The following is an 11916-nucleotide window of genomic DNA, read 5'->3' on the forward strand; positions in this document are numbered from 1 at the left end:
TCCATCATGCGTATCGTTGTTGCTCTGGGCGGCAACGCCCTGCTGCGCCGCGGCGAGCCGATGACGGCCGAGAACCAGCGCGCCAATATCCGTATCGCCTGCGAGCAGATCGCCAGGATTCATCCTGGCAACGAACTGGTCATTGCCCACGGCAATGGCCCCCAGGTGGGCCTGTTGTCGCTGCAGGCCCAATCCTACAAACCCGAGGAGGCCTACCCGCTGGATGTGCTCGGCGCCGAGACCGAGGGCATGATTGGCTACATGATCGAACAGGAGCTGGGCAACCTGCTGGCCTTCGAGGTGCCCTTCGCCACGCTGTTGACCCAGGTCGAGGTGGATGCCAGCGACCCGGCCTTCCAGGACCCGACCAAGTTCATCGGCCCGGTGTATGGCAAGGAGGAAGCCCAGCGTCTGGCCCGGGAAAAAGGCTGGGTGGTCAAGCCCGACGGCGACAAGTACCGCCGCGTGGTAGCCAGCCCCAAGCCTCGGCGGATCTTCGAGATCCGCCCGATCACCTGGCTGCTCGACAAAGGCACCGTAGTGATCTGCGCGGGGGGTGGCGGCATTCCCACCATGTACGACCCCGAGCGCCAGCGCACCTTGCAGGGCATCGAGGCGGTGATCGACAAGGACCTGTGCTCGGCGCTGCTGGCCGAACAGCTCGACGCCGACCTGCTGGTGATCGCCACTGACGTCAATGCCGCGTTCATCGACTATGGCAAGCCTAGCCAGAAGGCGATCGCCCAGGCCCACCCCGACGCGCTGGAGAAACTCGGCTTCGCCGCCGGTTCCATGGGTCCCAAGGTCCAGGCCGCGTGCGACTTCGCGCGCAATACCGGGAAGGTGGCGGTGATCGGCTCGTTGCCGGATATCGAGGGTATCGTCAAAGGCAGCGCCGGCACCCGGGTCAGCATCGACCAGTCCGGCATCAGCTATCGTTGAGCGCGGCAGGCGGGCTCGCCGGCCCGCCTCATCAACTTGCGGAGGATTTCACCATGGCCCAGTTCGAACCTGGTCACCTGCACATCGAGCGCCATGCGCTGACCCGGGACGACCACAGTTACAACCTGTGCATCGACTATGAAATCATGCAGGATCCCAAGGAGGGCAAGGGCATGCAGTTCCGCCTGCATGGCACAGTGCAGGACAAGAGCATCGACGAAAGCTTCTTCCTGCCCAAGGACCAGGCCTTCGACTTTGCCCGCCACGCCACCCGCCTCGCCCAGAAGCACGGCCTGCCCAAGACCGCCAGCATCGGCTCGATGCACAAGTACTACGACGAAATGTTCGACGATGTGCGCAAGCAGCTGGATGTGAAATCGGGGGATCCGGTGAAGCCCGAGCATCTGGAATAGATCAAGGTCCCGCTGCGGCGCCCCGCCTGTCAGAGGGCTGGTCCCGCGGCGGCTTTATCCTGCACTACCTTCCACAGTTCCTGCTACACAGGCAGGCAAGGCATACTTGTGTTCTTTCTCCCGGACCGCCTCGCTTACCCATGCGCATCCACGTCAGCTTCATCGACCGCGTCGGCATCACCCAGGAAGTACTGGCCCTGCTCGGCGCGCGCAACCTCAACCTGGACGCCGTCGAGATGGTGCCGCCCAACGTCTACATCGATGCCCCGACACTGAGCCCGGCGGTGCTCGAGGAACTGCACGACGCACTCTTCGAAGTAGAGGGCGTGCAGTCGGTGGAAGTGGTCGACATCCTGCCCGGCCAGCGCCGCCACCTGCAGCTCGATGCGCTGCTGGCGGCCATGAGCGACCCGGTGCTGGCCGTGGACAGCGCCGGCACCGTGCTGCTGGCCAACCCGGCGCTGATCGCCCTGTGCGGACGTGAGTCGGCCGGGCGCTCGGTGGGCGAGCTGTTCGCTGACCCCGGCCTGCTCCAGGCGTTGAGGGAAAACGGCTTTCACCTGCCAATGCGCGAGATGCAGCTCAACGGCCAGAGCCTGCTGCTCGACGCCACGCCGATCACCAACGCTGGCGGCCTGCTCACCCTCTACCCGCCCAATCGCATGGGCGAGCGGCTGTCGGCGCTTCACCATGACCACGCCGAGGGCTTTGACTCGCTGCTCGGCGAGTCACCGGCCATCCGCACCCTGAAGGCCCGCGCCCTGCGCGTCGCCGCGCTGGACGCACCGCTGCTGATCCACGGCGAAACCGGCACCGGCAAGGAGCTGGTGGCCCGCGCCTGCCATGCCGTCAGCAGCAGGCACGCCGCGCCGTTTCTGGCGTTGAACTGCGCTGCGCTGCCAGAGAGCCTGGCCGAGAGCGAACTGTTCGGCTATGCCCCCGGCGCCTTCACCGGCGCCCAGCGCGGCGGCAAGCCAGGGCTGATGGAACTGGCCAACCAGGGCACGGTGTTTCTCGACGAGATCGGCGAGATGTCGCCGTACCTGCAGGCCAAGCTGCTGCGTTTTCTCAGCGATGGCAGCTTTCGCCGGGTCGGCGGCGACCGCGAGGTCAAGGTCGATGTGCGGATCCTCAGCGCCACCCACCGGGACCTTGAGAAAATGGTCGCCGCAGGTACTTTCCGCGAGGACCTGTTCTACCGCCTGAATGTCCTCAACCTGCAGGTCCCGCCCCTGCGCGAGCGCGGCCAGGACATCCTGCTGCTGGCGCACTGGTTCATGCAGCAGGCGTGCACGCAGATCCAGCGCCCGCTCTGCCGGCTCGCGCCGGGCGCGCACCCTGCCCTGCTGGGCAACCCGTGGCCGGGCAACGTGCGGCAGTTGCAGAATGTGATCTTTCGCGCCGCCGCCATCTGCGAAAGCAACCTGGTGGACTTCGGTGACCTGGACATTGCCGGCACCTCGGTGGCACGGGGGCAGGATGGCGAGGTGGCCAGCCTGGAACTGGCGGTCGAGGACTTCGAGCGCGAGCTGCTGCAGCGCTTGTACCTGAGCTATCCGTCGACACGGCAACTGGCCGGCCGCCTGCAGACCTCGCACACCGCTATCGCCCACCGTTTGCGCAAGTACGGAATTCCCCCAAAGCCCTGACCAGCCGTATCGAAATCACTACACTGTATCGATTTCGCTACATACGGAGCGGGGCGCTGTTGCGCAAGGTTCTGATCCGCTTCTGTTTTTATTCTGCGCGAGCCGCTGTAGCGTTTTCGTTCCACCGCAACGCCTCCACGGCCTCCCAAGCGCTATGAATCGCCCGGCTTTTCAGGGGATAACGCAGCTGGCCGCATTATTGCTTGGGGAACGTCATCAAGACGCCCTGAGGATCCGCCATGACCACCATCAACCTTGGCATCGCCAACGAATTCATCGCCCGTCACATCGGCCCGCGCGCCGCCGATGAGCAGAGCATGCTGGCGACCCTGGGCTTCGACACCCTCGATGCCATGACCGCCGCCGTCATCCCCGACAGCATCAAGGGCACCAGCGTGCTGGAACTGGGCGACGGGCAGAGCGAAGCCGACGCCCTGGCGTCCCTCAAGGCCATCGCCGGCCAGAACCAGCTGTTCAAGAGCTTCATCGGCCAGGGCTACTACAACTGCCACACCCCGGCGCCGATCCTGCGCAACCTGCTGGAAAACCCGGCCTGGTACACCGCCTACACCCCTTACCAGCCCGAGATCTCCCAGGGCCGCCTCGAAGCACTGCTGAACTTCCAGACCCTGATCAGCGACCTTACCGGCCTGCCGATCGCCAATGCCTCGCTGCTCGATGAGGCCACCGCCGCCGCCGAGGCCATGACGTTCTGCAAGCGTCTGAGCAAGAACAAGTCCAGCCATGCCTTCTTCGCCTCGCAGCACTGCCACCCGCAGACCCTCGACGTGCTGCGCACCCGCGCCGAGCCGCTGGGCATCGAGGTGGTGGTGGGCGACGAGCATGAGCTCGAAGACACCAGCCGGTTCTTCGGTGCGCTGCTGCAATACCCCGCCAGCGGCGGTGAGGTCTTCGACTACCGCGCGCTGGTCGAGCGATTCCACGCCAGCAACGCACTGGTCGCGGTCGCGGCCGACCTGCTGGCCCTGACCTTGCTGACCCCTCCGGGCGAATTCGACGCCGACGTGGCCATCGGCAGTGCCCAGCGCTTCGGCGTGCCTCTGGGCTTCGGCGGCCCGCACGCGGCCTACTTCGCGACCCGTGACGCGTTCAAGCGCGACATGCCGGGCCGCCTGGTCGGCGTCTCGATCGACCGTTTCGGCAAGACCGCCCTGCGCCTGGCCATGCAGACCCGCGAGCAGCATATCCGCCGTGAGAAGGCCACCAGCAACATCTGCACCGCCCAGGTGCTGCTGGCCAACATTGCCAGCATGTACGCCGTGTACCACGGCCCCGCGGGCCTCAAGCGCATTGCCGAGCGCACCCACGGGCTGACCACGATCCTGGCCGAAGGCCTCAAGACCCTGGGCGTCAGCGTCGTCAACCAGGCCTGGTTCGACACCCTGACCCTGGCCACGGGCAGCGCGACCGCCACGTTGCATGAGCAAGCCCGTGCCAACGGCCTGAACCTGCGCCAGATCGACGCCGGCCAGCTGGGCCTGTCGCTCGACGAAACCAGTACGCAAGCCGATGTGGAAGCCCTCTGGCAGCTGTTTGCCGCCGATCAGCCACTGCCCGGCTTCAACGCCATTGCCAGCACCGTGCAGGCGCGCCTGCCTGCCGCACTGCTGCGCCAGTCGGCGATCCTCGAGCACCCGGTGTTCAACCGCTACCACAGCGAAACCGAGCTGATGCGCTACCTGCGCCGCCTGGCCGACAAGGACCTGGCCCTGGACCGCAGCATGATCCCGCTGGGCTCGTGCACCATGAAGCTCAACGCCGCCAGCGAGATGATCCCGGTCACCTGGGCCGAGTTCGGCAACCTGCACCCGTTCGCCCCGGCCGAGCAGAGCCAGGGTTACCAGCAGCTGACCCAGGAACTGGAAGCCATGCTTTGCGCCGCCACCGGCTATGACGCTGTGTCGCTGCAGCCCAATGCCGGCTCGCAGGGCGAGTACGCGGGCCTGCTGGCGATCCGCGCCTACCACCAGAGCCGTGGCGAGGCACGCCGCACGGTCTGCCTGATCCCCTCCTCGGCCCATGGCACCAACCCCGCGACCGCGCAGATGGCCGGGATGCGCGTGGTGGTCACCGCCTGCGACGCGCGCGGCAACGTCGACATCGACGACCTGCGCGCCAAGGCCCTCGAGCACCGCGAGCACCTGGCGGCGCTGATGATCACCTACCCCTCGACCCACGGCGTGTTCGAGGAAGCGATCGGCGAGATCTGCGCGATCATCCATGACAACGGCGGCCAGGTGTACATCGACGGCGCCAACATGAATGCCATGGTCGGACTCTGCGCCCCGGGCAAATTCGGCGGCGACGTATCCCACCTGAACCTGCACAAGACCTTCTGCATCCCCCATGGCGGTGGCGGCCCCGGCGTCGGCCCGATCGGCGTCAAGTCGCACCTGGCGCCCTTCCTGCCCGGCCACGCGCAGCTGGACAACCCCCAGGGCGCGGTCTGCGCCGCACCGTTCGGCAGCGCGAGCATCCTGCCGATCACCTGGATGTACATTCGCATGATGGGCGGCGCGGGTCTCAAGCGCGCCTCGCAGATGGCGATCCTCAACGCCAACTACATCGCCCGCCGCCTGGAAGAGCACTACCCTGTGCTGTACACCGGCGGCAACGGCCTGGTCGCGCATGAATGCATCCTCGACCTGCGTCCGCTCAAGGACAGCAGCGGCATCAGCGTCGATGACGTGGCCAAGCGCCTGATCGACTTCGGCTTCCATGCCCCGACCATGTCGTTCCCGGTGGCCGGCACGCTGATGATCGAGCCCACCGAGAGCGAGGCCAAGGAAGAACTCGACCGGTTCTGCGAGGCGATGATCCGCATCCGCGAAGAGATTCGCGCGGTCGAGGCCGGCAGCCTCGACAAGGACGACAACCCGCTGAAAAACGCGCCGCATACCGCGGCGGAGCTGGCGGGCGACTGGTGCCACGGCTACAGCCGCGAGCAGGCGGTGTACCCGCTGGCGAGCCTGGTGGAGGGCAAGTACTGGCCGCCGGTAGGACGGGTCGACAACGTGTTCGGCGACCGCAACCTGGTCTGCGCCTGCCCGCCGATCGAGAGCTACCAGGACGCCTGAGTCCGTCAGCGGGGCCAGGCCCGGTATTCCGGCCTGGCCTCGTCAGATATCCCGTCGGTTCGCACATATTAGGAGTCACCGATGTCCGAGACACTGCACAAGACCCCGCTGCATGCCCTGCATCTGGAGCTCGGCGCGCGCATGGTGCCGTTCGCCGGCTACGAGATGCCGGTCCAGTACCCGCTAGGGGTCATGAAGGAACACCTGCACACCCGCGAGCACGCCGGGTTGTTCGACGTTTCGCACATGGGCCAGATCCGCCTGAGCGGTCCCCAGGCCGCCAGGGCGCTGGAATCACTGGTCCCCGTGGACATCCTGGACCTGCCGGTGGGCATGCAGCGCTACGCCATGTTCACCAACGCGCACGGCGGCATCCTCGACGACCTGATGGTCGCCAACCTGGGCAATGACGTGTTGCTGCTGGTGGTCAACGCGGCCTGCAAGGAGCAGGATCTGGCCCACCTGCGCCAGCACATCGGCGAGCAGTGCCTGATCGAGCCGCTGTTCGAGGAACGCGCCTTGCTCGCCCTGCAAGGCCCGGCCGCGGCTTCGGTGCTGCAGCGCCTGGCACCGGAAGTGGCCAGCATGACCTTCATGCAGTTCAGGAAGGTCACGTTGCTGGATCAGGACTGCTACGTCAGCCGCTCCGGCTACACCGGCGAAGACGGTTACGAGATCTCGGTGCCGAGCGCCGGCGCCGAGGCCCTGGCCCGTCGCCTGCTGGCCGAGCCCGAAGTGGCCGCCATTGGCCTCGGAGCGCGTGATTCACTGCGCCTGGAAGCCGGCCTGTGCCTGTATGGCCACGACATGAACGACCAGACGACGCCCGTGCAGGCCAGCCTGCTGTGGGCGCTGTCCAAGGCGCGCCGTGCCGACGGTGCCCGTGCGGGTGGCTTTCCCGGTGCCGAGACCATCTTCGCCGAGCAACAACAGGGCATCGCGCGCAAACGCGTCGGTTTGTTGCCGCTAGAACGCACCCCCGTGCGTGAAGGCGCCGAGATTGTCGATGAACACGGGCAAGTTGTCGGCCAAGTGTGCAGTGGCGGCTTTGGCCCCACACTCGCGGCACCGGTCGCGATGGGCTACGTGAACAGTGAACATACGGCCCTTGATAGCGCATTGTGGGCGCTGGTTCGCGGTAAACGAGTTGCCCTGAAAGTCAGCAGGATGCCATTTGTCACGCCCCGTTATTACCGCGGTTGATGCACCGTCACGGGGCAGGCTGGCGTATTCGTTTTCGAACCTGCCCCAAGACTTTTCGAACATGGCGCAAAGGCAGGCGCCGTGCCGTGTGCGGCAATTTTATGACACGTGGAAAAAAGCCATAAACGCAGCGTTTCGCAGGGCTTGTTTTTGTCGTCGAAGTTAGCGTAGAGTCACTCCACTGTGTTTGCATGGGTCGCTATGGTTCGTGACCTGGGCAGTAGCGCTGAGTTTTGCTACAACCCGTTCGACGTCTCTTACTTTCCTGCAACCCAGCCCAGTAATCTTCCCCTCCGGGAAGAAGCTGTTATTACTATTGCTGTTATTAATTAAGTTCCAAAGGAAATAAGACAATGTCCCAACGTCAGAGCGGTACCGTCAAGTGGTTTAACGACGAGAAAGGTTTTGGTTTCATCACTCCTGAAAGCGGTCCGGATCTGTTCGTGCACTTCCGCGCTATCCAGGGCAACGGCTTCAAGAGCCTGAAAGAAGGCCAGAAAGTCACCTTCATCGCCGTGCAGGGCCAAAAAGGCATGCAGGCTGACGAAGTTATCGCGGAAGCCTGATTTCCCGTTAAAAAGCCCCTGCCGGCAACGGCAGGGGCTTTTTTGTGCCCGCGATTTCGTAGAATGAGCCTTTTCAGCAGGGAGCGTTTGCCGCATGTCCACGCACACACTGCAGCCCCAGGGACAATTCCCTGCCGCCGGGCTGGGCCGCCGCCTGGCCGCGATGTTCTATGACTGTTTGCTGTGCATCGCGTTGCTGATCGTCACGGCCGGTGTCTACAAGATGATCCAGATGGCCGTGATCGGTGCCGAACGCATGCGTGCCTTGACCGATACGGGCGCGCTGGATGGCGACCCATTGTTGTCCACCGTGCTGCTGTTCATGCTGTTCGGCTTCTTTGCCAAGTTCTGGACCCATGGCGGGCAGACCTTGGGCATGCAGGTGTGGGGCGTGCGAGTGCAGAACGCCGATGGCACGCCGATCAGCCTGTGGCAGGCGCTGCTGCGCTTCGTGGTGGCGATCGGATCGTGGGGATGCCTGGGGCTAGGGTTTGCCTGGGCGCTCGTGGACAAGCGCCAGCGGACCTGGCATGACATCTACTCAGATACCCAGCTGGTACGGGTGCCCAAGCGTAAAGCCTGAGTCCAAAAAAAACCGACCCTGAGGTCGGTTTTTTCAAGTGGCCAAGGCGTGCCTGTCAGCCGGCCCTACGCAACAACCACACGCCCGCCAGCGCACAGATCCCGGCCGGGATCACCACCGCGAGCAATGGCGGGAAGCCGAACACCTGGCTCGACGGCCCAAGCAGGTCCTGGGCGATGCGGAACACGAAGCCCACCAGCACGCCGGTGAACACCCGCTGGCCCAGGGTCACCGAGCGCAGCGGCCCGAAGATGAAGGAAATCGCCATCAGCACCAGGGCGGCGGTGACCGCCGGCTGCAGGACCTTGGTCCAGAACGCCAGCCAGTAGCGGGCATTGTTCAGGCCCTGGTCGGACAGGTAGTGGATGTAATCCCACAAGCCGGTGATCGACAGCGACTCGGGCGCGAGGATGACGGTGTTGAGCAGCTCCGGGCTCACCGAGACGTCCCAGCGTTCTTGCGGGGTGTTGATCACCTCGGTGTGGTCGCCACGGAAATGCGTGGTGCTGACCTCGCTGAGCATCCAGTGGTCCTTGTCGTACTGCGCCCGGCGGGCGAAGCTCGAAGTGACCATGTGGCGCTGGTCGTCGAACCGGTAGCGGGTGACGCCCAGCAGCAGGCCGTTGGGCTGCACCGAGTTGATGTGCACGAACTCCTCGCCCTGGCGGTGCCACATGCCGCGCTTGGAGCTTTGCGCCTCGCCGCCGCCCTGGGCCAGCGAACGCTCCGCCTGGGCCTTGTTCTCGGTCACGGGGGCCAGGTACTCGCCCACCAGCAGGCCGACGATCATCAGCACCAGCATCGGCTTCATGACCGCCCAGACGATCCGGCCGATCGAAACCCCGGCCGCGCGCATGATGGTCAGCTCGCTGCTGCTGGCGAGGCTGCCCAGGCCGATCAGGCAGCCGATCAGCGCGGCCATCGGCAGCATGTCGTACACCCGGCGCGGCGCCGTCAGCAGGACAAACCAGCCGGCGTCCATGAGCGTGTAGGTGTCGCTGATGTCGCCCATCTCGTCGATGAAGGCGAACAGCGAGGCAAGGCCGAGAATGATGCCCAGCACCGCCAGGATCGCCGTCAGGACGCTCTTGCCGATGTAGTTGTCCAGCTTACGCATGGGTCACCTCGGCACGGCGCGCGGCGCGCTTGAGGCGCAAGGGTTCCCAGTACAGCAGGACCAGGCCGATGAGCAGGAACAGCCCATGCACCCACCACATGCCGAGGGCGATCGGCAATTTGCCCTTCTCGAGGGCGCCGCGTACGGAAATCAGCATTGTCAGGTAGGCCATGTACAGGAGGATCGCCGGCAGCAGCTTGAGGAAGCGCCCCTGGCGCGGGTTGACCCGGGCCAGCGGCACCGCCATCAGGGTCACGATGAACACCAGCAGCGGCAGCGACAGGCGCCACTGCAGCTCGGCGCGCTCGCGCAGGTCGGTGGCGCCGAACAGCTGCGAGGTGGGGATGGCTTCGCGCTCGGTCACCTCTTCGCTGACCTCGGGCTTGGGCAGCAGCACGCCGTAGGTGTCGTACTTGATGGCGCGGTAGCCGGCCTGGCCGGGGTTGCCGTCATAGCGGTAGCCGTTCTCGAGGATCAGGTAGCGGTTGCCGTCGGCCTGGACTTCCTGGTGGCCCTTCTCGGCGACCAGCACCGAAGGCGCACGGTCCTTGGTCTTGTCCTGGTTGAAGCGCTTCTCGGAAATGAACACGCCCGCCAGGTTGACGCGGTCGCCCGACAGGTTCTCGGTGTAGGTCACCCGGCTCCCGTCGCGCAAGGTCTGGAAGCGGCCTGGCACCAGGGTATCGAACTCGGTGAGGGCGTCCTGCTGGTTGATGATCTGCGCCACCTGGGCCACGCCCTGCGGGGCCAGGCTCAGGCTCAGCCAGGCCACCAGCAGCGCGACCAGCGCGGCAGGGGCCATGGTGATGGCGAGCAGGCGCTGCTGGCTCATGCCGGTGGCCGACAGCACGGTCATCTCGCTTTCGAGATATAACCGGCCATACGCCAGCAGGATGCCCAGGAACAGTCCCAGCGGCAGGATCAACTGCAGGAAGCCCGGCAGGCGGTAGCCCATGATCATGAACAGCACGCCGGGGTCGAGGATCCCCTGGGCCGCCTGGGCCAGGTATTTGATGAAGCGCCCGCTCATGATGATGACCAGCAGCACGGCGCTGACGGCGCTCAAGGTCACCATGACCTCGCGGGACAGATATCGGAAGACGATCAAACCAGACACTCCTGGGTTGTCAGGCTCGGACAGCCAAACAAAGGGTACAGACAGCCAAGACCATTGCCGGTTCGCCGCGGCGAACCTCCATGTGAAGTGCGCGCATTATCCTGTGATTGACCGCCCCTGTCACTTGGCGCCGCACGCGTGCGCATGTCGGGGTTGTCACCAGGGTCGCAGGAGGCTCAAACTGGGCGCTTTTCCACTGGCCCGCACAGCGCGGCCAGGCCCTGCACAGCAGCGCCAACCGACAGAACTTTCGGGGACCATTACATGGAACTGGTAGTAAAAAGCGTAGACGCAGCATCCGTCAAAACCGCCACCCTGGTGATCGCCGTCGGCGAAGGGGGCACGCTCGGCGCCACGGCCAAGGCCGTCGACGACGCCACCGGCGGTGCCCTGGCCACGCTGCTCAAGCGCGGCGACCTGGCCGGCAAGCCTGGCCAGACCCTGCTGCTGCACAGCCTGCCAGGCCTCAAGGCCGAGCGCGTGCTGCTGGTCGGCAGCGGCAAGGAAGAGTCCCTGGGCGATCGCAGCTGGCGCAAGCTGGTGGCGAGCGTGGCCGGTGTGCTGAAGAACCTGGGCGGCACCGATGCCGTGGTGGCGCTGGACGACATCGCGGTGACCGGCCGTGACGCGCACTACGGCAAGTACCGCCTGCTGGCCGAGACCCTGCTCGACGGCGAATACGTGTTCGACCGTTACAAGAGCAAGAAGGCCGAGCCGCGCGCACTGAAGAAGATCACCCTGCTCGCCGGCAAGGCTGGCCAGGCCGACGTCGAGCGCGCCGTCAGGCACGCCACCGCCATCGCCAGCGGCATGCGTTTCACCCGCGACCTTGGCAACCTGCCGCCGAACATCTGCCACCCAAGCTTCCTCGCCGAGCAGGCCAAGGGCCTGGGCGAGGAGTTCGCCGCCCTCAAGGTCGAGGTACTCGACGAGCAGCAGATCAAGGACCTGGGCATGGGCGCGTTCTACGCCGTTGGCCAGGGCAGCGACCAGCCGCCGCGGCTGATCGAGCTCAGCTACCAGGGCGGCAACCCGGATGACAAACCGGTCGTGCTGGTCGGCAAGGGCATCACCTTCGACACCGGCGGTATCAGCCTGAAGCCTGGCGCCGGCATGGACGAAATGAAGTACGACATGGGCGGCGCCGCCAGCGTCCTCGGCACCCTGCGCGCGGTCCTCGAGCTGCAGCTGCCGATCAACCTGGTGTGCCTGCTGGCCTGCGCCGAAA

Annotated in this window: 10 protein-coding genes; 8 read left to right on the forward strand and 2 right to left on the reverse strand. The window is 65.4% G+C overall.

Annotation, left to right across the window (positions count from 1 at the left end; translation table 11 throughout):
- Positions 1–6: 6 nt before the first annotated feature.
- The 7 genes from arcC to VJS90_RS07005 all read left to right on the forward strand — a co-directional run bounded on the left by arcC (position 7) and on the right by VJS90_RS07005 (position 8454).
- Entirely contained in the window at positions 7–942 is a 936-nt protein-coding gene (gene arcC / locus VJS90_RS06975) for a carbamate kinase (protein ID WP_324120363.1), read from the forward strand.
- Between the two features lie 53 nt (positions 943–995).
- A complete protein-coding gene (locus tag VJS90_RS06980; protein WP_324120365.1) occupies positions 996–1355 on the forward strand; it encodes a DUF5064 family protein in 360 nt (119 codons plus the stop codon).
- Between the two features lie 140 nt (positions 1356–1495).
- Positions 1496–3004 carry a sigma-54-dependent transcriptional regulator gene (locus VJS90_RS06985; protein WP_324120367.1) on the forward strand — a complete coding sequence of 503 codons (1509 nt, stop codon included), beginning with the start codon at positions 1496–1498 and terminating at the stop codon, positions 3002–3004.
- A gap of 239 nt (positions 3005–3243) precedes the next feature.
- Positions 3244–6102, forward strand: coding sequence for an aminomethyl-transferring glycine dehydrogenase (gcvP, locus tag VJS90_RS06990; RefSeq protein WP_324120369.1), 2859 nt, complete (start codon positions 3244–3246; stop codon positions 6100–6102).
- Positions 6103–6183: 81 nt separating this feature from the next.
- Positions 6184–7305, forward strand: coding sequence for a glycine cleavage system aminomethyltransferase GcvT (gcvT, locus tag VJS90_RS06995; RefSeq protein ID WP_324120371.1), 1122 nt, complete (start codon positions 6184–6186; stop codon positions 7303–7305).
- 353 nt (positions 7306–7658) lie between these two features.
- A complete protein-coding gene (locus VJS90_RS07000) occupies positions 7659–7871 on the forward strand; it encodes a cold-shock protein (protein WP_010220199.1) in 213 nt (70 codons plus the stop codon).
- A gap of 94 nt (positions 7872–7965) precedes the next feature.
- Positions 7966–8454 (forward strand): RDD family protein, encoded by a 489-nt coding sequence (locus tag VJS90_RS07005; protein WP_324120379.1) that lies wholly within the window; start codon positions 7966–7968, stop codon positions 8452–8454.
- A 55-nt stretch (positions 8455–8509) separates the two neighbouring features.
- Here VJS90_RS07005 and lptG read toward each other — a convergent pair whose 3' ends face one another.
- Complete coding sequence (gene lptG, locus VJS90_RS07010; protein ID WP_324120383.1) at positions 8510–9571, reverse strand: LPS export ABC transporter permease LptG; 1062 nt, start codon at positions 9569–9571, stop codon at positions 8510–8512.
- On the reverse strand, positions 9564–10679 hold the full coding sequence (lptF, locus tag VJS90_RS07015) for an LPS export ABC transporter permease LptF (protein ID WP_324120385.1): 1116 nt from the start codon (positions 10677–10679) through the stop codon (positions 9564–9566). Before lptF ends, lptG begins: the two co-directional genes overlap by 8 nt.
- A gap of 273 nt (positions 10680–10952) precedes the next feature.
- Between lptF and VJS90_RS07020 the strand changes: the two genes are divergently transcribed.
- Positions 10953–11916, forward strand: a 964-nt coding sequence (locus tag VJS90_RS07020) for a leucyl aminopeptidase family protein (protein ID WP_324120387.1), incomplete at its 3' end; no start/stop codon positions are given.

Origin of the sequence: Pseudomonas sp. (assembly GCF_035277045.1) — a bacterium.
Lineage (GTDB): Bacteria > Pseudomonadota > Gammaproteobacteria > Pseudomonadales > Pseudomonadaceae > Aquipseudomonas.